Source organism: Rhodobacter sp. P1_C2, assembly GCF_056406375.1.
The window spans coordinates 16,545-35,251 of record NZ_JBFUAG010000005.1; the positions used below are offsets into that span (position 1 = coordinate 16,545).

The following is an 18,707-nucleotide window of genomic DNA, read 5'->3' on the forward strand; positions in this document are numbered from 1 at the left end:
CCCGCCGTTCCGCCTCAGTTCGTGCGGGGCGGCAGGCCCACGGTGGAATCCACGCCGCGCACGACATTTGCGTCGGGCGAGATCGTGCCTTCGACCACGCTGCGCTGCACGCCCGGCAGCTTGGCAAATTCGTTGGCCAGGGCCTTGGGGAAGAAGGTGGTCTTCAGGCTTTCGAAGCCCGGCAGACCCTGCAGCAGGGTCGAGATCGAGTTCGAGCAATAGGCCTTCGGGATCGAGCCCTTCTCGATCGCCGCGGCAATCGCCTGATCGGCCTCGGCCTGGCTGACCAGCACGGTCTGCTCGATCACATAGAAGACGCCATTGGCCTGGAAGGCGCGGTAGGCCTCCAGCACCGGGGGGGTCATGCCGTAATGCAGGTCGTTGCGTTCCGGGGCGAGGCCGTTGGTGACCTCCCAGGTGCCGGCGGGATCGTAAAGCACGCGCTGGCTGCCGTTGATCAGAAGCGCGGAATGCGCGCCCGAGCCGGTGCGGCCGTTGATCGAGGTGATCAGCGTGATGGACGAGGGCGGGCCGGGCGCATAGACGGCGCGGGCCACCTCTTCATCGCTGGCCCATTTGTGGTCGGCCCCGCAGGCAGCCAGAAAAGCCACCGCGACAAGGGGAAAGAGGCGGCGCAGCATGAGGTCACCCGTGTAAATCTGTGATGCGGAGAATAGGGGGGCCGGACGGCCCCGCCGTGAAATGCTTAGGCGTCGGCCAGCGCCATGATGATCAGGACCAGAATCGCGATCACGGCCCCCCAGGAGACCATGCGGATGAAGCCTGCAAAGGTCTTTTCCTGCGCGCGGATGTCCATCTTGCCCGGAACGTAATCGCTCATCTTCCCAGTCCTCACCCTGTCAAACCGTTGATGGTCCTCAGACCTTTCCCCTGCCATTAGCCGATAAGTGCGGGCCTGTCACGAGGTCACGTTGCCTTGTGGCCGGATCTGCGCGGCCCTGGTGCGGCGCTGCCTGTTCGGGCGTCACAGCCCGGTGCTGCGCCAGAGCCAGGCCCCGGCGGGCGACATGTCCCGGCTGACGCGGCCCTGGGTCATCAGGCAGTTCAGATGGGCCATGGTCTCGGCCAGGGCGAGGCTGAAATCCTCGGGCCCAAGTTTGCGGCGAAACATCGTGGCAAAGCAGTCGACCGCGGTGGCGGGGCTGGCCAGATGTGCTTCGAGCCGGTCGAGCGCCCTTTCATGGGCGGCGATCACCTCCTCCAGCCGCAGGGGCAAGCCAGTGAAGGGCAGCTTGTGGCCGGGCAGGACCAGATCGCCCTCCTTCGCATGGGCCTGAAAGCCGCGGCAGGAGGCGAGCCATTCGCTCAGGGGGTCGGCCTCGGGTTCGGTCGGGTAGACGCCGATATTGGGGGTGATCGTGGCGAGGAACTGGTCGCCGCCGAGGATCACCGGGTCATCGAGGCTCCAGAGTGTCGCATGGTCGGGCGCATGGCCCTGGCCCAGCCGCACCAGCCAGCGCCGCCCGCCGGCCTTCAGGATCGTGCCCTCGCTGATCCGGGTGAAGCCGAGCGGCATCGGCGCCACCACGTCGCAGAAGTTGAAGGGCCGTTCGCGGGCGCGGGTGGCCATCGCCCCGGGGTCGACGCCGGCGCGGATCTGGAACTGCAACCCCTCGGGCGAATGCTGGCGCTGTTCGTCCAGCGTCAGCATCCGGGCATAAAGCCAGGCGGTGCGCGAGATGATCAGCTCCACCCCCTGGGTCTGGAACCAGCCGGCAAGGCCGATGTGGTCGGGGTGGTGATGCGTCACGATCAGCCTTGTGACCGGCTTGCCCAGAAGGGTGACCGCCATCAGCCCCTGCCAGATCGCCTTGGTGCGTTTCGAGGAGAGGCCGGTATCGACCAGGGTCCAGCCGTCCGCGTCTTCCAGCGCATAGACATTGACATGGTCCAGGGCCATCGGCAGCGGCAGCCGCATCCAGCGGATGCCGGGGGCGACGAGGACGGATTGAAACTCACCCGGGGCTTCGGGGAAGGGATAGGCGATGGGGTCGCTCACGCGAGAAGGGCCTCCGGGGTCAGATCGTAGAGGTCAGCCGCGCCTTCGCGCGCCTCGGCCAGCCAGGCGGCGTGGCGCGGCAGAAGCCGGGTCACGGCGAAGCGGGCCAGGGGCAGGCGGGCGGGGTCCAGGCCCGCCGCACGCGCGTGGAAATGCGCGCCGAGCACTTGGGCAAAGGCGCGCTGATAGGCCACCGCCGCACCGCCCCGGTTCAGGCTGTCCTGCGCCAGCAGGGCCTCGGTGGCGCTGCGCAGGGCCGTTATCGCCGCCAGCAGCGGCGCGGCAAGTGCGGCGGGCGCGTCCTTGGCCGCTGCTGCCATCTCGTCCAGCAGGGTGAAGGCCATGGCGCCGTCATCCATCATCTTGCGGCCGACGAGGTCGAGCGCCTGAATGCCATTGGTGCCTTCGTAGATCGAGGTCACCCGCACGTCGCGGGCGAATTGCGCAGCGCCGGTATCCTCGATGAATCCCATGCCGCCATGGACCTGGATGCCAAGCTGCGCCACCAGATGGCCGGTGTCGGTGCCGTAAGCCTTGGCCAGGGGCGTCAGGAAGGCCGCACGGGCCTGCCACGCCGCCTCACCCGTAGCACGGCCCATGTCGATGGCCACCGCGCAGGCCAGACCGATCGCCCGGGCGGCGAAGGTTTCGGCCTTCATCTCCATCAGCATCCGGCGCACATCGGCATGGCCGATGATCCCCGCCTCACCCGAGGCGGTGCGGCCCTGCCGGCGTTCCTGCGCGTAGGTCAGCGCCTGCTGAAAGGCGGCTTCCGCACAGGAGACGCCCTGCATGCCGACGCCGAGCCTTGCGTTGTTCATCATGGTGAACATGGCCGCCATGCCCTTGTGCGGCGCGCCGATCATCCAGCCCTTCGCCCCTTCAAAGGCCATGACGGCGGTGGGCGAGCCGTGCAGGCCCATCTTGTGTTCCAGCCGCACCACCTTCAGGCTGTTGGCCGCACCGGGTTTGCCCGCCGCATCGGGCAGGTATTTCGGCACGAGGAAGAGAGAGATGCCCCGCGTCCCCTCCGCCCCGTCGGGCAGGCGGGCGAGGACGAGGTGGCAGGTGTTGGTGCAGAAATCGGTATCGGCCCAGGAGATGAAGATCTTCTCGCCCGTCACCGCATAGGTGCCATCTTCCAGCGGTACGGCCTGGGCGCGGAGTGCGCCGACATCCGAACCCGCCTGCGCCTCGGTCAGGTTCATCGTGCCGTTCCAGGCGCCGGAGATCAGGTTGGGGATGTAAAGCGCCTGGATCTCGGGGCTGGCGTGGTGTTCCAGCGCCTCGATCTGGCCTTGGGTGAGAAGGGGGTTCAGCTGCAGGGCGAGGCAGGCCGAGCCGGTCATCTCGTTCACGCAGGTGGCCAGCGTGATCGGCAGGCCCATCCCGCCATGGGCCTGCGGGGCGGCCATGCCGATCCAGCCGCCCTCGGCCAGGGCGGCGAAACCCTGCGCGAAACCGGGCGAGGTGCGCACCACGCCATTCTCCAGCCTTGCGGGGTGCAGATCGCCCGCGCGGTTCAGGGGGGCGAGCACGGTTTCGGAGAGGCGCGCCGCCTCGGTCAGGATGGCGTCGACCGTGTCGGGCGTCGCCTCGGCAAAGCGTTCGGTCGCGGCGACCCGGTCGAAGCCCATCAGATCGAGAAGCAGGTGATAGTCGGCGAGGGGGGCTTTGTAGGACATGGGCGCTTTCTCCGGTTCGGCTTCACAAGGCGGGCTGCGCGGGGTATGGCAGCACTGGTTTACGCTTACCCCCGCCCGGCTTACCAGCAAGAAAGACGCTGCGTCACGATGGAGACGACCGAGATCCTTTCCCCCGATGCCACGGGCATCGCGCGCGCGGCAGGCCTGCTGGCCGAGGGGCGGCTCGTCGCCTTTCCGACCGAGACGGTCTATGGGCTGGGCGGCGACGCGCGCTCCGATCTGGCGGTGGCGCGGATTTACGAGGCCAAGGGAAGGCCGCGCTTCAACCCGCTGATCGCCCATGTCTCCGACATGGAAATGGCGCGCAGCCTCGCGGTGTTCGATGCGCGGGCCGAGGCTTTGGCGGCGCGGTTCTGGCCCGGCCCCCTGACGCTGGTCCTGCCCCTGCTGGCCGAGGCGGGGCTGTCGCCCTATGTCACCGCCGAACTGCCGAGTGTGGCGATCAGGATGCCGGCGCATCCGGTGGCGCGCGCGCTGATCGGGGCCTTTGGCGGGCCGATTGCCGGGCCTTCCGCCAACCCCTCGGGACGCATCTCGCCCACCCGCGCCGCCCATGTGGTGGAGGGGCTTTCGGGCCGCATCGCCGCGGTGATTGATGGCGGCGCCTGCACGGTGGGGGTGGAAAGCACGATCCTCGGGGTCTTCGATCAGGTCGAGCTTCTGCGCGCCGGGGGCGTGCCCGTCGAGGCGATCGAGGCTTTGACCGGGCCTTTGACCTTGGGCGGCCACGGCCCGAAACCCAATGCGCCGGGCCAGTTGTCCAGCCACTACGCCCCCGAGGCGCCGGTGCGGCTGGAGGCGGCAGACCCGCGGCCGGGCGAGGTGCGTCTGGGCTTCGGCCCCGGGCCTGCGGACCTCAACCTTTCGGCCACAGGTGATCTGGTCGAGGCGGCGGCCAACCTCTTCCACATGATGCGCGAGGCGGACCGGCTGGCGCAGGGCCGCATGATCGCCGTGGCCCCGATCCCGGAAAGCGGCCTCGGCCGGGCGATCAACGACCGCCTGCGCCGGGCGGCGGCGCCGCGATGAGGGCGCTCGCCGACCTTTCGCGTCGCCTTTGGGCCTGTGCCCCGGCCTGATTGGCTTTACCCTTTTCTCTGACCTGATACGGGAATGCGCGAATGGCCTACCTTCTGGGCGTCGATACCGGCGGCACCTATACCGATGCGGTGATCCTTGACGAGACCGCCGATGCGGTGATCGGCAAGGCCAAGTCCTTGACCACGCGGGCCGATCTAGCCATCGGCATCGGCAAGGCGGTGGATGCGGCGCTGGAGGCGGCGGGGGTGGCCCCGGCGCAGATCGCGATGGTCTCGCTCTCGACCACCTTGGCCACCAATGCGCTGGTCGAAGGGCAGGGCGGGCGGGTCGCGCTCATCTTCATCGGCTTTGACGCCGATGATCTGGAACGCGGCGGCCTGACCGAGGCTTTGAAGGGCGATCCCGTGGTGCGGCTGGCCGGTGGCCATTCCCATGCCGGGGGCGAGGCGGCCCCCCTCGACATGGCGGCACTGGAAGAGGCGGTGAGCCGGCTTTCGGGCGATGTGATGGGCTTTGCCGTGGCCAGCCGCTTTGCCACCCGCAACCCGGCACATGAGGTCGCCGCCCGCGACCTGATCCGCCGCATCTCCGGCCGGCCGGTGACCTGCTCGCACGAGTTGTCGGCCAAGCTGAACGGGCCGAAGCGCGCCCTGACGGCGGTCCTGAACGCGCGGCTGATCGGGATGATCGACCGGCTGGTCGCGGCCTGCGAGCGGCATCTCTCTGCCGTGGGCATCGCCGCCCCGTTGATGGTGGTGCGCGGCGACGGGGCGCTGATCTCTGCCGCGATGGTGCGCGAAAGGCCGATCGAGACGATCCTCTCCGGTCCCGCCGCCTCCATCGTTGGCGCGCGCTGGCTGACCGGGGTGCCGGATGCCCTGGTCAGCGACATCGGCGGGACGACGACCGATGTGGCGCTTCTGCGCGGCGGCCTGCCCGAGATCGACCCGGAAGGCGCCCGCGTCGGGGGCCTGCGCACCATGGTCGAGGCGGTGGCGATGCGCACCACCGGGCTTGGCGGCGACAGCGAGGTGCATCTGGTGACCTCCGGCCTGACCGGCGGCCTGCGTCTGGGGCCAAGGCGGCTGATCCCGGTGGCGCTTCTGGCGGTGGAGCATGGGCCGATGGTCCATGCCGCATTGGACCGCTGGCTGTCTTCGGACACGTCGGGAGAGTTCGATGGCCGTTTCGTCTTGCCGATGGCGGGCCAGACCGGCGGGCTTTCGGCGCGCGAGGCGACGGTGCTGGCCCGGGTGACCCAGGCCATGCCGATCTCGCAGGCGCTGACCTCGCGGCTGGAGGTTGCGGCGATGGAGCGGCTGGTGGCGCGCGGTCTGGTGATGATCGCGGGTGTCACCCCTTCGGATGCCAGCCACGCTTTGGGCGGCCTGGCCTCCTGGGATGCCACGGCTTCGGAGAAAGCCCTGAAACTCTTGGCAAAACGCCGCAATGGCGCGGGGGAGCGGATCGCGGCGGATGGCCTCGTCCTCGCCCGCGCCATCGTGGACCAGTTGACGGCGCAGACCGTGGAATGCCTGCTGGAAGCCGCCTTCGACGAAGACGGCGGCTTTGACGAACCCGCCGAGACGCTGGCCCGCCACCCCCTGACCCAGGCCGGCCTTTCCCAGCACCGCGGCGTGGTCGAGGTGTCCTTGCGGCTCGGCGTGCCGGTCGTGGGCCTCGGCGCCTCGGCCCCGAGCTATTATGGCGCGGTGGGCGAAAGGCTCGGCTGCCGGATGATCCTGCCCGAACATGCCGGGGTCGCCAATGCGATCGGCGCCGTGGTGGGGCAGGTCAGCCAAAGGGCGCAGGGCCTCGTCTCCAGCCCCGGCGAGGGGCGCTTCACCGCGCATCTTCCCGAGGGTCTGCAAAGCTTCACCGACCGCGACGCCGCCCTTGCCGCCCTGGAGGCCGCCCTGGTCGCCGAGGCCAGCGCCCGCGCCCGCAAGGCCGGGGCCGAGGATCTGCGCGTGACCACCGCGCGCGACATCCGCGAGGCGATGGTGGAGGGCAATCCGATGTTCATCGAGGCCACGGTGACCGCCACCGCCTCGGGAAGGCCAAGGGTGGCGCATTGAGACCGGCCCCGGCGCAGGGCGCTGCGGCCCCCGCGCCTTTTCCTGTCGATTTCGCCTTGACGCCAAATGCGCGGTCCAGTACCTCCCCGCTCGTTGGCTAGGTAGCTCAGTTGGTTAGAGCATGCGACTCATAATCGCAGGGTCGGGGGTTCGAGTCCCCCCCTCGCCACCACTTTCCCTCTCTGAAATCATCCTGTGACATGCGCCGTCGAGCGCTGGAATTTTTCCGATGCTCTATGGAGTGAACAGTTGAGGTCCCTTTGGTCTGGAGAGGGAGCGCGTTAGGATCTCAGCCGTCGCTTCGGACCTGTCAGTCTATCTGGCGCTCAGTCCTCGCATTTCCGCCGTTCGGGAGGGGAGAGACGCGGAAAATCGGGTCATACCGGCGATGGGACCAAGTGCATCTGCAGCGACGGGCTTCACGCGGAGGCTTGGCTCTGCATCCAGCGCAGCAGCGTTTCCAGGGCACGGCGCCGGGGGTGGTCGGCCCGGTAGACGAAGTGAAAGCCGTAGCCGGGCAGAACGATGTCGCTGACCCGGCGCAACCGGCCGTCGCGAAGTTCGCGCGCGACGAGCACGTCGCTGCATAGCCCAAGACCCTGTCCTGCGAGGATCGCGTCGATCCCATGGTGCTCTTCGTGGAAATACAGCTGGGGTGGCCGGACGATGCCGCCGATCCGGTGGCCCGCCGCCCGCGCTGTGGTCTCCCAGTGGCGCCATGTCGGCGCGGCAAGGTCGCTCAAGGGCCAGCCGACCTCGACCCTTGGCAGGTCGAGGATCGCCTGCGGCTCCATCATCCCGGCGCTTTCCGTCAGAAGCGACGGCGCTGCAACGACGTGGAAGCGATCGCGCAAGAGCTCCACCGCGAGTCCGTCCGTGGGGGGCTGGCGGGCGTAGCGGATCGCAACGTCGACTTCGCCGGTGCGCAGGTTCAGCACCGTGTCGGTCCCGACGAGGTCGAGCGTCGCACCCGGACTTTCCGCGCGCCAGCTTTCCAGACGCGGCAGCAGCCATCGCGCGGCGAAGGCGCTGGTGGTCGTCACCCGCAGATGTCCGATCCCGCTGCCGGGTGTCAGGCGGGCCAGTTCATCCGAGATCGCGAGGAAAGCATCGCGCACCACCGGCAAAAGCTGCATGCCCGCCGGGGTCAGCCGCAAGGGCCTTGGCTGGCGTTGAAAAAGCGGCTGACCGCAATGGGATTCCAGCAGCCTGATCTGGTGGCTGACGGCGGTGGGTGTGACCGACAGCTCCTCGGCCGCCTTCTTGAAGCTGAGAAGGCGGGCGGCGGCTTCGAAGACCTGCAGCTCTCGCAGGGGCGGAAGGCGGTGCATCGGTCGATATCCAGATGAATTGAACTCACCTTAACCGGAATTCTTTGCTGTTGCCACGAATCTGGTCGCGGCCGACCATTTGGTCACTCTGGAGGGGGACATCATGCTGGACGGACACTCCGCGGCGACCGCTGCCATCCTGATCGAAAGGCTTGAACGGATCCGCCCGCTGCTGGTCGCGCAGTCCGCGCGGCTGGACGCGGAGCGCAGGCTGTCGGACGAGGCCTTCGCCGCCTTGAGCGAGGCCGGGTTCTTCCGCCTGTTGCTGCCCGTGCAACTGGGCGGATGCGGGCTCTCGCCGCTCGACTTCATGACCGTGGTCGAGCATGCCGCCGCGCTTGACGGCACGATCGGCTGGCTGGTTGGCAACGGGGGCGGCATGGCGCGCGCGGGTGGCTATCTGCCGGTCGAGGCCGCGGTCGAGGTGTTCGGGAAACCATCGGCCTTCGTCGCATCCAGCACCGCCGCGATCGGCACGGCACTGCCCCATGGGGACGGGTACCGCATTTCCGGCCGGTGGCCTTTTGCCAGCGGCGCCCCCCATGCCACGCGCTTTGCCGCCCTTTGCGAGGTGAGCGAGGGTGGCGATGGCAAGGGGCGCATCGTTCTGGCCTTCCTGCCACGCGAGGCTGTCACACTGACCGACAACTGGCATGTGTCGGGGATGAGAGGCACGGGAAGCTGGGACTTCGCGGCGAACGACCTCTTCCTGCCCGCGGACTTCGTCTGCGACTTGCAGCCGGCGCCGACGCAGCCGGGGATCGTCTATCGTCTTCCGGGCCGTTCCGCCTTTGTCTGGACGGTGGCCACGGTGCCTTTGGGGATCGCAAGGGGTGCCATCGCTGCGCTGGTGTCGGTCAGTGGCGGTCACCGTCGCCTTGGCATCACCCTGCCTTTGGCAGAGCGAGAGCTGGTTCAGGCCGAGGTCGGGCGGTGCATTGCGCAAATCCATGCCGCTGCCGCCTATATGCGGTCGGCGATGTCGGCCCTCTGTGCATCGGTCGAAAGCGGGGGGGCTGATCTCATTGCCGCCCGCATCGACTACCGGCTGGCCTGTTCCCACGCGGCGGAGGTCGCGGTGGCGGTCGTGCTGAAGGTGAACGATCTGATCGGGGCCCGGGCCCTTGCCGAGAGCCAGCCCTTCGAAAGGCGCGAGCGTGACGTTCGTGCCGCGGCCAAACATGTCGCCATGAGTGCCGAACAGTTCGTGATCGGTGGCCGCCATGCCCTGGGCGGCGACATCAGCGGCGCAAGCTTTTGACGAAGGTGGCACGCCTGTCCCGATGCAACCTCGCCGCGCGGCTCGGGCAGGGGGGGCGGCGGAGCCGTTTAATCTTCCGCGGCAGTTGCGCAATCCACTATGCCCTTTGGTCTTTCCTGACCGCCGTCCTTCCGGGCTCGCGGATCACCCCTGCCTAGCGGCGGACCGCCGCGCCAAACGCCAGTCCGGCGCCGATGAAGGCGGCGGTCGTCACCAGATTGAAGACGAGGATCAGGGCCGAGGCATCGAGGGCGTGAAACAGCGTCATGGCAAAGGCCGTGATGCCGGACACCGCCAGGCTTGCGAGGAAGGCCACGCCCGTCGTCTCGAAATGCCGGGCGTGGCGCAGCATCAGATGCGCGGTCAGGCCGAGCGGCAGGCTGATGATGACCAATGTGGCAAAACAGTCGGCCGTCTCGCCCGCGCTCATGCCCGCCGGGCCGATGGCCACCCAATGGGTGAGGCATTGGTAGCCGATATGGGTGACCCAGATCGCAGCCGTCGGAACCGGCAGCAGCAGCCACAGCCGCGACCTTCCCGGGATGCTCAGGGCGAAGGCTCCGATCGCCGCCAGCACGCCGGTGGCGGCACTGGCAAGAAGGCGCAGCTGAAAGGCCGGGTCCTGCATCTGCGCACCGAGATCCGGGCGCAGTGGATGGCTGACCGCCAGCACGAGCAGAACCAGCCCTGCGAGCGAAAGCCAGCCGAGGCTGCGCAGAAGCGGGGGGGCAAGCCGGCGCACCGGTTGGGGATGGGCGGCAAGGGTGGCAATCAGGTCGGGGGTCCTGGTCATTTTCTGGCACCTGACGTGAAGGCGTGGCGCAGCCGCGCAATCGCGCGATGGGTGGAAACCTTCAGCGCCGCAATCGACAGCCCGCTGGCGGCGGAGGCTTCGTTCAGGGAAAGCTCGTTCAGTTTCAACAGGCGGATGGCCTGTTTCTGACCTTCGGGCAAGGCATCGATCGCGGCGGCGAGGCGGGCGTGATCGGCGGTCTCCTCGCGTGCGGCCACGGCGTTGGAAGCTGTCTCGTGTTCGGGCATCAAGGGCGTTTCCATCATCCGGTGGCGCGATTGCCGCCGGATCCGGTCGATCAGGCGGCGGTTGGCGATGGCCACCAGCCAGGGGCCGAAGGGTCGCGCCGGGTCATAGGTCGCCCGGATGGCGTGGACGGTCAGAAGGATGTCCTGCACGGCATCCTCGATATCGCAGGCCTCGCGTTGCCGTTTGGAGGCCAGTGCCCGCAGGTAGGGGGTGATCTCGGTCAGAAGCCGGGCATAGGCGGCAGCATTGCCGTCCTGTGCCCGCGCCATCAGGATCGACCAATCGACCTCGCGCAGCGCCGGATCATCGCGGCGCGGCGCAGGGCTGGACACGAGGGTCAGATGGGGCCGCGTCATGGCCCCGCGCCCGCCTGCGCCGGGCCCTGCCAGCCCACCACGGCGCCGGAAAGCAAGAGCGTCGAAAGATTGGCCGCGAAATCGAAGGAAGGGTCCTCGGCAATGCCCCTGGCTGCGGCCTGCATGATCGTGCCGCCCTCTTGCAGCGAAGCGAAGAAGGCAAGGCCGCCGAGGGTGAGTCTTTGCACCAGAACCGACTGGAGCGGGCGCAGGATCAGGGCGGCTTCCGCGCTCGCCAGTTCGACCGGGGCGGGGGTTTGGCCGGGCTGATGGCTTTGCCAGATGGTCAGGGCGGCAAAGCGCGATGCGATCAACCGCAGCGAGGGGTGCAGGCTGACCCGCACCGCACCCAGCACGGCGGGAGGCAGCGTCAGGAGCGGTGTGACCTCGGCCGGGGTCTGGTCGGGCGCGTGATAGGCTTCGACCCAGGCGCGTTCGATCCGGGCCACGTCGGGCAGGTAGGGCAAGGACTTGACCGGGGGGAAGCTGGCCAGAAAGCGGGGAAAACCGGCACCATAGGCCAAGAGGATCGGCGATTGCGGCGGGTGCTTCGTGACATAGGCCGCGGCCATGGCGCGGAAGAACGCGAGGCCGACGAGGCGCAGCACCACCGGATAGGCCTCGCCCAGGGCGGCAATCAGCCCGGCCACCACATTGTTGCGGTAGACGTCGAAACGGCGCGGGCTTGGCTGGCCATCCGGCCCGACCAGGCCTTCGGGCGCCGGCCGTCCGGCATCCAGCAGGGCCAGACCGAAGTCATGCTGGCGGTCAGCCAGCCGCATGGTGCCGCACCTCGGCCATCAGAGCCTCGGCCCGCTGCACCTCGGCGAAAAGCTCCGGCCAGTCGGGCACATCGGCGTCCCATTCGATCAGCGTGGGCCTTGGCCCGGTCAGCCGCAGCGCATGGGCGTAAAGCGCCCAGACCTCGGCATCGACGGGGCGGTCGTGGGTATCGATCAGCAAGGGCCGGCCCAGGTCATCCGCCTCGGGCGCAAAGCCCGCCAGATGGATCTCGCCGACCCGCGCCAGGGGATAGCGGCTGATGTAATCGAAAGGGTCCCATTGCTGGTTGACGGCCGAGATATGGACGTTGTTCACATCCAGAAGCAGGCCACAATCGGTGCGGCGGGCGACTTCGGCGATGAAGTCGATCTCGCTCCAGCTGCTTTCGGCGAAAGCCAGGTAGGTCGTCGGGTTTTCCAGCAGCATCCGGCGGCCCAGCGTGGTCTGGACCTGATCGATGTGGGCGCAGACCCGGATCAGGGTCTCGTCCGTGTAGGGGAGCGGCAGCAGGTCGTTGAGAAACCCCGCCTCGTGGCTGGACCAGGCCAGATGTTCGGAAAAGAGTCCCGGCTGATAGCGGTGGACGAGGTCGCGCAAGCGGTGCAAATGGTCCTTGTCCAGATCGCGGGCCGCGCCGATGGACAGGCCCACGCCATGCAGCGACAGGGGATAATCCCGCCGGATCGCGGTCAGCCAGGCATGCGGCGGCCCGCCGGCCCCCATGTAATTCTCGGCATGCACCTCGAAGAAGCCGATGTCGGGGCGGCTTTGCAGGATCGTCTGACAATGCTGCGCCTTCAGGCCAACGCCAGCCCGGGGCGGCACCGGCATTGGTCGTTCGAACGGGGCCGTGCCATCCATGGTCGCGCCTTTCGCAGGGAGGGGCTGTGGGCGGCAGGGGCACCGCCGCCCAAAGGGTCTTACATCTTGGCGGTCAGCGAGCCCTTGCCGTTCGGCGTGTCGATGGTCACGCAGGTGCCGGCGGGGACCAGCTTGAACGCGTCGCCCTGATAATCGACATGGCTGGTACCGGCGCAGGTCGTGCCGGCCCCCGCCTTGCAATCGTTCTGGCCCTTCAGCGCCACGCCGAAGCACTGTTCGAACTTGCCGGTCTTGACCTGTGCCATGGTCATTTCCTGCGCCTTCATCATCTCGTCTTCCGTCATCATCTTCATGGCGGTGTCGGCATGGGCCGTGGAAAGCCCGCCGGCAGCGGTGACGAGGGCGGACATGAACGCGGTGGTCAGCATCGGTCTGGTCATGGAAATCCTCCTGTTGTGGGGTCGGCGGGGCAGGGCGCCGCGCGGGAACAGGCTTTGTCGGGCCTGTAGGGAAAGGTTCGCTGGACAGGGAAAAAGGTTACGGGCGACCGGTGAATTTCTGTGGCTCAGGCGGCGGCGAGGGCCTTGTCCAGCAGGGCTTTGATGTCGGCAGGCCCGGTTGCGGCGACCAGGCGGCCAAGCTCGGCCTTGCCTTTCAGCGCCACGAGGGTGGAGCGGCGCGGGATCTGCAACGCCCTCGACAGATCGCCCTCGGCATAGACATCCCAATCCACCGTGATGAAGGTGATCGCCTTGTCATAGGCCGGGTTCCCCGCGCGAAACCCAGTCATCACGCGGTCCTGCGCCGCGCAGGTCGAACACCAGTTGGTCCAGAAGTCGAGCAGGATGACCTTGCCATCCGCCATCGCCTTCTCGGCCAGACCGGGGGCATAGAAGGTCCGCTCGGCGGCCTGCGCCGGGCCGAAGAGCATCGGCAGGGCAAAGCCCGCACCGGCGAGGCTGAGAAAACGGCGTCGTTGCATCGGATATCCTTTCAGAGGGTGACAGAAAGATCGACCAGCCAGCCCGGCATGATGGAAAGGAGCCAGGCCTCGATCGGGCGGTTGAGGTGGAAGAACAAGAAGGCGCCGACCAGCAGGAAGGCCGCGCCCATGACCGGCTTGGCCGCTTCGGAGACGCGCCGGAGCGCCGCCCTGTTGCGCGGCAGGGCCAGGCGGGCGCCATAGGCGATGGCGAGGATCAGGGTCGAGACACCCAGCGCAAAGGCCAGCATCACCGCACCGGCCCGGCCGAGGCTTTGCCCCTGCGCGGCCAGACCGATCGCCGCACCCAGCGTCGGGCCGATGCAGGGGCTCCAGACCGCGCCGAGCAGCGCACCGCCCAGAAACTGGCCCGGAAGACCGGCCCCGGCGCTGGCCGCGATGCCCGCATCGGCGCGGGCCGAGAACCCCGCCGTCGCCGTCGCGAAGGTCCCGCCCAAGGAGGGGATCAGCATCGCCAGCCCGAAGGCCATCATCATGAGGGCGGCCACCTGTGCGACGACTTCCTCCCCAAGGCCAAGGGCCGGGCCGAGTGTCGCAACCCCCAGCCCCAGCACGACGAAGCTGGCGCTCATCCCCAAGGCCAGCAGCACCGGCGCACGGCGGTCGGCCCGCAGGCTGGAGCTGAGCACGATGGGCAGGATCGGCAGGACGCAAGGGTTGATCAGCGTCAGCAGCCCCGCGAGATAGCCAAATATCAGGTCCATGCCAGCCTCCGGCCTTTGCGGGTGGCGGGGGCAGCGGCTGCAAGGCCCGCGCGCGCGGCGCTGGCCTTGTGCGACAGGGAACCCGGCGCGGCACAGGAGCTGAAAGGCTCACGCATCGGACCACCGCCGCAATCCCCGCGACACCGCCGCATCCAAGGAGACCGCTCCACCCCCGGTGACCGCCAGCGCGGCAAGGATCGTCACCCAAAGCAGCCGCTGATCGGCGATCACGGCATAGGGATCGCCATCGAACAGGGCGCCGATGGTCTGGGCGTCGACGCCGTGGCCATAGATGTCGGTCAGGCTCATCACCGCGACGAACCCGATCATCGCCAGGGCCGCGACCCTTGTGGCAAGACCCGTCACCACAGCCCAAGGCAGGACCAGTTCGGCCAGCGTTCCGGCCAGAACCAGCAGATGCCAGGGCCAGGACAGGGCCGAGCTGTCATAGCCCAGCGCCGCGATCTGTTGCGGGACGATCTGGGCATAGGCGCCGATGGTCAGGCTGAACCCGTCCACCTTGGTCAGGAAGGAATGGAAGAAGAACGGCAGCAGGACCGACGCGAAGGCGCCCCGCAGGAGGAGCGACAGCGCCGAGCCCGCCGAAGCGGAAACCGCCGCACGGTCAGAGAACAGCAAGGCGGGCAAGGTCATGTCGTCTTTCCTCCAGCCGGATGCGCAGGAAAGGGCACCCATGGGAGCAGTTCGTCGGAAAGGCGAAAAGGTTACACTTCGCGCGCACAAAGGCAGGGCCAAGGGCGGAAATTTTCCGCTCGGGCGCCGGCCTAGGCCATGTCGCGAGACTTCCGGCCAGCTACGGCCTGCGGTTGGCGGGGCTTGCCGTACAGGCGAAGAGACAGTTCTTAGTGGTCAGGATCGCCATGCGCGACCGCGCCCCGGGGTTCCGCTGGCCCGGGAGTTTCTCCACCAGCCCAGCGCCGCGCTGAAAAGGGAGGGCCGGCTGCCTTGCCTCCGTCCTGCCAGAGGCGGCGAGGCGCAAGCTATTTCAGCGTGCCCTGCAACTCACACAGGCGGTAGCCATTGGTCCGCGCCATGATGTCCAGATGCAGGTGGTTGGCATGTTCCGCGTTCGATCCCGGCCCGAGGACGGTCGTGAAGTCGAGGCAGGCCGCCGCCCGGACGGCATCGACGAAGGCCTGATCCATGGCTTCCTGCACGATGTCGGGGCCGATGATCAGGGCCGGGCCCTTGGCAAAGCCGAAGCCCATCACGTCGAAGGCATTGCCGAAGGCGTGTTCGGACACATCGCCTTCGGTCGCGCTGTTGCGCTTGCGGCAGATGTAGTCCGAGCCGTTCCTGATCTCGGTCAGAGCGCCGCGCCCGGCCAGGCGGGTGGCGGCGGGCTGGACGAAATCCTTCACCCATCCGGCCAGGGCGCGCGCCGTCGGGCAGCGCATCACGGCGGGCGGGGTCACGTCGATGCTCGGCGCGATCCGGCTGACCTTCAGGGGCTGGAGGATGCCGCAGTCGGGGTCATCCGCGGGAAGGATCGGCGCGATCTCTGCGAAGACCACCGACATGCCGTGCAGGTCGGCGAGGCAGGCGGCATTTTCCGCCTCGTCGAGGCGGAGGAGGTCTCTTTTCCCTTTCGTGGGGGCAGCCGCAGCGTCGGTCTTGCCGGGGTCAGGCTGTGGCGCGACCGGTTCGGGAGCGGGAGCGGGAGCGGGAGCGGGAGCGGGAGCGGGGTCAGGGGCAGGGTTATTGACGGGCGGCACAAGCGGCGCCTCCGGGCGGGGCAGGGGGCGCAGGCTGGTCCGGGGTGCGGTCTCCTTCGCGCCTGCGGGCAGGGTGGCGGCCAGGACCGCCACCATCAGGGCCAGCCGCCGGATCATTGCAGAAATTCCACCGTCGTGCCCGGCTTGACCAGATGGGCCAGTTCCGTCACGTCCCAATTGGTGAAGCGCACGCAGCCGTGGCTGACCGATTGGAACAGCGCCGCCGGCGTGTCGGTGCCGTGCAGGCCATAGGTCGGCTTGGACAGGTCGATCCAGACCGACCCCACCGGGCCATTCGGGCCGGGCGGCAGGATCAGGCCCTCGGTCACGCCATCGGCGACGAAATTGGTGTCGGGCAGATAGCTGTAGGTCGGGTCCATCGCGACGGCGACCACCTCCACCGTGCCTTCGGGCGAGGGTGTCGCGGTGGAGCCGATCGAGACCGGGTAATTGGCCAGCATCCGCCCTGCGGCGTCAAAGGCCACGGCGCGGCGGTCGGTCTTGCGGATCTCGATCCGGGTCACCTCGCCCGCCAGCGGGGTGCCGGTGTCGGCGACTGTGATCTCCTCGCCCGCGGCAAAGGTGGCGTCGGGGTTCAGGGCTTTGAGGAAATCCTCGTCCATGTGGAAACGCTCGGCCAGACGCTCGCTGACGCGCAGATAGCCAAGCCTTGCGAGCTTGGCCTTCTCGGCCACGTTGTCGGGGATCGCTTCGGTCAGGTCGGTGACGTCTTCGGGGGTGATCAGATAGGGCATCAGGACCGGCAGCGCCTGGGTCCCGCCAAGGGCCGACCAGACCTCTGCATCGAGGATGCCATCGACCGCAAGGCCCTGCTGCTCTTCGAACCCGCGCAGGGCGCTTTCGCTCATCCCGCCCTTGAAGCCGTCCACCACGCCGGGGGAAATGCCGGCGCGGTCCAGAAGGACCTGCAGCTTGACGCTGAGGCCGGATTGGCCGTCGGGCAGATCCTGACCGTCGAACTGGGCGGTCTCGATCTCTTCCGGGGTCAGGGCGAAAGCGGGGCTGGACAGGAAGATGAGGCCGCAGAAGACTATGTTTCGCATGGAACCCTCGTGTTGTACCCCTGCTAACGCGCGAGACGGGTTTTGGTTCGCGAGGGGGGCGATGATTTGCCGGCCAGCGGGCCGGGGCGCGGGGCAGGGCGGTGGTGAATGACGGTTTCCAAAACCCGATCTTCCGGCTAAACCGCCTCGCGTGCCGCAAGGCATCGGGGGCAGGGCCATGCGCTGCTGTCAGCCCCCGGATGCCCGCCCCTCAACCCTGTGAGCCTGACCTCTGACCGTGCCCTCCGCCCTGAGCCTGCCATCCACCCTCGACCTTCTCTCTGACGTCGAAAGCGCCGCGCGCCCGGCGGATGCCGTGACATCGGCCTTCTTCCGCGCCCGCCGCGACATCGACGAGCGCGAGCGCGGGCTGATGCTGGAACTGGTTTACGCGCTGCTGCGGCACCGCGCCCGGCTGGGCTGGTGGCTGGAGCGGGAGGGGCAGGGCGACAGCCCGCGCGCCCGGCTGCTGGTCTGGCTGGCCCTGGCCGAGGGCAGAACGCCCGCAGAGATCGCCGGGCTTTTCGACGGCGCGCGGTCCGGCCCCGCCGCCCTGACCGCGACGGAACAGGCGCTGCTGACCCGCCTGCGCGGCGCCCCGCTGCTGCATCCCGACATGCCCGACACGGTGCGCTTCGAATGCCCGCCCTGGGCGCTTGCCCCGCTGCAGCGCCGCTTTGGCGCGGCCTTCGCGGCCGAGATGGACGCGACCCTTGCGCCGCCGCCCCTGGATCTGCGGGTCAACCCGGTCAAGACCACGCGCGAGGCGGCGCTGCGCGGGCTGAAAGCTCAGGGCCTTGCGGCGCAGGTGACGCCGCTTTCTCCCCTCGGCCTTCGCATTCCGGAGCGGGTCTCTCTGGCGCGGCTGGGGGGGCTCAAGACGGGCGAGATCGAGATCCAGGACGAAGGCTCGCAGTTGGTGGCGCTGCTGGTCGATGCAAGGCCGAAGGACCGCGTGGTGGATTTCTGCGCCGGAGCGGGCGGCAAGACCCTGGCCATCGCCGCCCAGATGCAGAACAAGGGCCATGTCGCGGCCTGCGACATCAACGAGGCCCGGCTGAAACGCTGTGCCGAGCGCCTGCGCCAGGCCGGTCTGCACAATGTCGAAACCCGGCTTCTGTCCAGCGAGACCGACCGCTGGGTCAAGCGCCACAAGGGCGGTTACGACCGCGTCCTCGTCGATGCGCCCTGCAGCGGCACGGGCACCTGGCGGCGCAATCCCGATGCGCGCTGGCGCGCCCCGGCGGAGGATGGTCTGGCCGCGCTCATCGCGCTGCAGGCCCGCATCCTCGCCAGCGCCGCCCGCCTCGTGAAGCCCGGTGGGCGGCTCGTCTATGCCACCTGCTCGATGCTGCCGGAAGAGAACGAGGCACAGGTCGCGGCTTTTCTGCGGGCAAATCCGGCCTTTCACGTCCTGCCGCTGCCACTGGCGGCCCCGACGCTCGCAGGGGCGGCGGAGGGGGATTACCTGTCGCTGACCCCCGCCCGCCACGGCACCGATGGCTTCTTCGCCGCTGTGCTGCAGCGCGAAATCCCGGTGGTGGAAGGGGCGGCGTCCTGACCTGCGGGTCCTTTGCGCTGCGGGCTTGGCCTGACCCTGGGTCCAAACGGCAGGATCCCTGAGTTTTCCTGCTCCAACTCGGAACCGTATGATCCCTCAGGGGTTGTGCTTGCGCTCGCTCCCGCAGGGAGAGGCGCAGGATATCCGCGGACTGGCCTGCGGATGGGCGATCCTTCTTGGCAAGCCGCCGAATGCAATC

Annotated in this window: 19 protein-coding genes and 1 tRNA gene; 5 read left to right on the forward strand and 15 right to left on the reverse strand. The window is 68.5% G+C overall.

Annotated features, from left to right (window positions below):
- Positions 1 to 14: 14 nt before the first annotated feature.
- The 4 genes from AC1DZT_RS09185 to AC1DZT_RS09200 all read right to left on the reverse strand — a co-directional run bounded on the left by AC1DZT_RS09185 (position 15) and on the right by AC1DZT_RS09200 (position 3,705).
- The gene (locus AC1DZT_RS09185; RefSeq protein ID WP_478006321.1) at positions 15 to 641 is read right to left on the reverse strand and encodes a hypothetical protein; all 627 of its coding nucleotides are present in this window, start codon (positions 639 to 641) and stop codon (positions 15 to 17) included.
- Between the two features lie 65 nt (positions 642 to 706).
- Positions 707 to 841, reverse strand: coding sequence for an aa3-type cytochrome c oxidase subunit IV (locus AC1DZT_RS09190; protein ID WP_478006322.1), 135 nt, complete (start codon positions 839 to 841; stop codon positions 707 to 709).
- Between the two features lie 144 nt (positions 842 to 985).
- Positions 986 to 2,020 carry an MBL fold metallo-hydrolase gene (locus tag AC1DZT_RS09195; RefSeq protein WP_478006323.1) on the reverse strand — a complete coding sequence of 345 codons (1,035 nt, stop codon included), beginning with the start codon at positions 2,018 to 2,020 and terminating at the stop codon, positions 986 to 988.
- Positions 2,017 to 3,705, reverse strand: a complete 1,689-nt coding sequence (locus AC1DZT_RS09200; protein WP_478006324.1) for an acyl-CoA dehydrogenase family protein — start codon at positions 3,703 to 3,705, stop codon at positions 2,017 to 2,019. The genes AC1DZT_RS09195 and AC1DZT_RS09200 overlap by 4 nt, the downstream gene beginning before the upstream one ends.
- A 108-nt stretch (positions 3,706 to 3,813) precedes the next feature.
- On the opposite strand from AC1DZT_RS09200, the gene AC1DZT_RS09205 reads away from it, so the two are divergent.
- The 3 genes from AC1DZT_RS09205 to AC1DZT_RS09215 all read left to right on the forward strand — a co-directional run bounded on the left by AC1DZT_RS09205 (position 3,814) and on the right by AC1DZT_RS09215 (position 7,017).
- Positions 3,814 to 4,755 carry an L-threonylcarbamoyladenylate synthase gene (locus tag AC1DZT_RS09205; RefSeq protein ID WP_478006325.1) on the forward strand — a complete coding sequence of 314 codons (942 nt, stop codon included), beginning with the start codon at positions 3,814 to 3,816 and terminating at the stop codon, positions 4,753 to 4,755.
- Positions 4,756 to 4,847: 92 nt separating this feature from the next.
- Entirely contained in the window at positions 4,848 to 6,845 is a 1,998-nt protein-coding gene (locus AC1DZT_RS09210) for a hydantoinase/oxoprolinase N-terminal domain-containing protein (protein WP_478006326.1), read from the forward strand.
- Positions 6,846 to 6,940: 95 nt separating this feature from the next.
- A tRNA-Met gene (locus AC1DZT_RS09215) sits at positions 6,941 to 7,017 on the forward strand.
- A gap of 247 nt (positions 7,018 to 7,264) precedes the next feature.
- Here the strand turns inward: AC1DZT_RS09215 and AC1DZT_RS09220 are convergent.
- A complete protein-coding gene (locus tag AC1DZT_RS09220; RefSeq protein WP_478006327.1) occupies positions 7,265 to 8,176 on the reverse strand; it encodes a LysR substrate-binding domain-containing protein in 912 nt (303 codons plus the stop codon).
- Positions 8,177 to 8,279: 103 nt separating this feature from the next.
- On the opposite strand from AC1DZT_RS09220, the gene AC1DZT_RS09225 reads away from it, so the two are divergent.
- Complete coding sequence (locus tag AC1DZT_RS09225) at positions 8,280 to 9,437, forward strand: acyl-CoA dehydrogenase family protein (protein WP_478006328.1); 1,158 nt, start codon at positions 8,280 to 8,282, stop codon at positions 9,435 to 9,437.
- A gap of 154 nt (positions 9,438 to 9,591) precedes the next feature.
- Here AC1DZT_RS09225 and AC1DZT_RS09230 read toward each other — a convergent pair whose 3' ends face one another.
- From AC1DZT_RS09230 to AC1DZT_RS09275, 10 genes are all read right to left on the reverse strand, one after another.
- Positions 9,592 to 10,230, reverse strand: coding sequence for an NrsF family protein (locus tag AC1DZT_RS09230; RefSeq protein WP_478006329.1), 639 nt, complete (start codon positions 10,228 to 10,230; stop codon positions 9,592 to 9,594).
- Positions 10,227 to 10,835: a sigma-70 family RNA polymerase sigma factor gene (locus tag AC1DZT_RS09235; RefSeq protein WP_478006330.1), complete on the reverse strand. Its 609-nt coding sequence runs from the start codon at positions 10,833 to 10,835 to the stop codon at positions 10,227 to 10,229. The genes AC1DZT_RS09230 and AC1DZT_RS09235 overlap by 4 nt, the downstream gene beginning before the upstream one ends.
- The gene (locus AC1DZT_RS09240; RefSeq protein ID WP_478006331.1) at positions 10,832 to 11,617 is read right to left on the reverse strand and encodes an HvfC/BufC N-terminal domain-containing protein; all 786 of its coding nucleotides are present in this window, start codon (positions 11,615 to 11,617) and stop codon (positions 10,832 to 10,834) included. The genes AC1DZT_RS09235 and AC1DZT_RS09240 overlap by 4 nt, the downstream gene beginning before the upstream one ends.
- Entirely contained in the window at positions 11,604 to 12,479 is an 876-nt protein-coding gene (bufB, locus tag AC1DZT_RS09245) for an MNIO family bufferin maturase (protein ID WP_478006332.1), read from the reverse strand. The genes AC1DZT_RS09240 and bufB overlap by 14 nt, the downstream gene beginning before the upstream one ends.
- Before the next feature lie 59 nt (positions 12,480 to 12,538).
- Entirely contained in the window at positions 12,539 to 12,769 is a 231-nt protein-coding gene (locus tag AC1DZT_RS09250; RefSeq protein ID WP_478006646.1) for a BufA1 family periplasmic bufferin-type metallophore, read from the reverse strand.
- Positions 12,770 to 13,005: 236 nt separating this feature from the next.
- Positions 13,006 to 13,422, reverse strand: coding sequence for a thioredoxin family protein (locus AC1DZT_RS09255; protein ID WP_478006333.1), 417 nt, complete (start codon positions 13,420 to 13,422; stop codon positions 13,006 to 13,008).
- Between the two features lie 11 nt (positions 13,423 to 13,433).
- Positions 13,434 to 14,147 carry a cytochrome c biogenesis CcdA family protein gene (locus AC1DZT_RS09260; RefSeq protein WP_478006334.1) on the reverse strand — a complete coding sequence of 238 codons (714 nt, stop codon included), beginning with the start codon at positions 14,145 to 14,147 and terminating at the stop codon, positions 13,434 to 13,436.
- A 108-nt stretch (positions 14,148 to 14,255) separates the two neighbouring features.
- A complete protein-coding gene (locus AC1DZT_RS09265) occupies positions 14,256 to 14,801 on the reverse strand; it encodes a DoxX family protein (protein WP_478006335.1) in 546 nt (181 codons plus the stop codon).
- Positions 14,802 to 15,148: 347 nt separating this feature from the next.
- Entirely contained in the window at positions 15,149 to 16,000 is an 852-nt protein-coding gene (locus AC1DZT_RS09270; protein WP_478006336.1) for an extensin-like domain-containing protein, read from the reverse strand.
- Positions 15,997 to 16,947: a L,D-transpeptidase family protein gene (locus AC1DZT_RS09275; RefSeq protein WP_478006337.1), complete on the reverse strand. Its 951-nt coding sequence runs from the start codon at positions 16,945 to 16,947 to the stop codon at positions 15,997 to 15,999. Before AC1DZT_RS09275 ends, AC1DZT_RS09270 begins: the two co-directional genes overlap by 4 nt.
- A gap of 238 nt (positions 16,948 to 17,185) precedes the next feature.
- Between AC1DZT_RS09275 and AC1DZT_RS09280 the strand changes: the two genes are divergently transcribed.
- On the forward strand, positions 17,186 to 18,508 hold the full coding sequence (locus tag AC1DZT_RS09280) for an RsmB/NOP family class I SAM-dependent RNA methyltransferase (RefSeq protein WP_478006338.1): 1,323 nt from the start codon (positions 17,186 to 17,188) through the stop codon (positions 18,506 to 18,508).
- Positions 18,509 to 18,707 lie beyond the last annotated feature (199 nt).

Coding starts and splice junctions, on each gene's coding strand:
- AC1DZT_RS09185 (WP_478006321.1), bottom strand. CDS start 641: ATGCTGCGCCGCCTCTTTCCCCTTGTCGCGGTGGCTTTTCTGGCTGCC.
- AC1DZT_RS09190 (WP_478006322.1), bottom strand. CDS start 841: ATGAGCGATTACGTTCCGGGCAAGATGGACATCCGCGCGCAGGAAAAG.
- AC1DZT_RS09200 (WP_478006324.1), bottom strand. CDS start 3,705: ATGTCCTACAAAGCCCCCCTCGCCGACTATCACCTGCTTCTCGATCTG.
- AC1DZT_RS09205 (WP_478006325.1), top strand. CDS start 3,814: ATGGAGACGACCGAGATCCTTTCCCCCGATGCCACGGGCATCGCGCGC.
- AC1DZT_RS09210 (WP_478006326.1), top strand. CDS start 4,848: ATGGCCTACCTTCTGGGCGTCGATACCGGCGGCACCTATACCGATGCG.
- AC1DZT_RS09220 (WP_478006327.1), bottom strand. CDS start 8,176: ATGCACCGCCTTCCGCCCCTGCGAGAGCTGCAGGTCTTCGAAGCCGCC.
- AC1DZT_RS09225 (WP_478006328.1), top strand. CDS start 8,280: ATGCTGGACGGACACTCCGCGGCGACCGCTGCCATCCTGATCGAAAGG.
- AC1DZT_RS09230 (WP_478006329.1), bottom strand. CDS start 10,230: ATGACCAGGACCCCCGACCTGATTGCCACCCTTGCCGCCCATCCCCAA.
- AC1DZT_RS09235 (WP_478006330.1), bottom strand. CDS start 10,835: ATGACGCGGCCCCATCTGACCCTCGTGTCCAGCCCTGCGCCGCGCCGC.
- AC1DZT_RS09240 (WP_478006331.1), bottom strand. CDS start 11,617: ATGCGGCTGGCTGACCGCCAGCATGACTTCGGTCTGGCCCTGCTGGAT.
- bufB (WP_478006332.1), bottom strand. CDS start 12,479: ATGGATGGCACGGCCCCGTTCGAACGACCAATGCCGGTGCCGCCCCGG.
- AC1DZT_RS09250 (WP_478006646.1), bottom strand. CDS start 12,769: ATGATGAAGGCGCAGGAAATGACCATGGCACAGGTCAAGACCGGCAAG.
- AC1DZT_RS09255 (WP_478006333.1), bottom strand. CDS start 13,422: ATGCAACGACGCCGTTTTCTCAGCCTCGCCGGTGCGGGCTTTGCCCTG.
- AC1DZT_RS09260 (WP_478006334.1), bottom strand. CDS start 14,147: ATGGACCTGATATTTGGCTATCTCGCGGGGCTGCTGACGCTGATCAAC.
- AC1DZT_RS09265 (WP_478006335.1), bottom strand. CDS start 14,801: ATGACCTTGCCCGCCTTGCTGTTCTCTGACCGTGCGGCGGTTTCCGCT.
- AC1DZT_RS09270 (WP_478006336.1), bottom strand. CDS start 16,000: ATGATCCGGCGGCTGGCCCTGATGGTGGCGGTCCTGGCCGCCACCCTG.
- AC1DZT_RS09275 (WP_478006337.1), bottom strand. CDS start 16,947: ATGCGAAACATAGTCTTCTGCGGCCTCATCTTCCTGTCCAGCCCCGCT.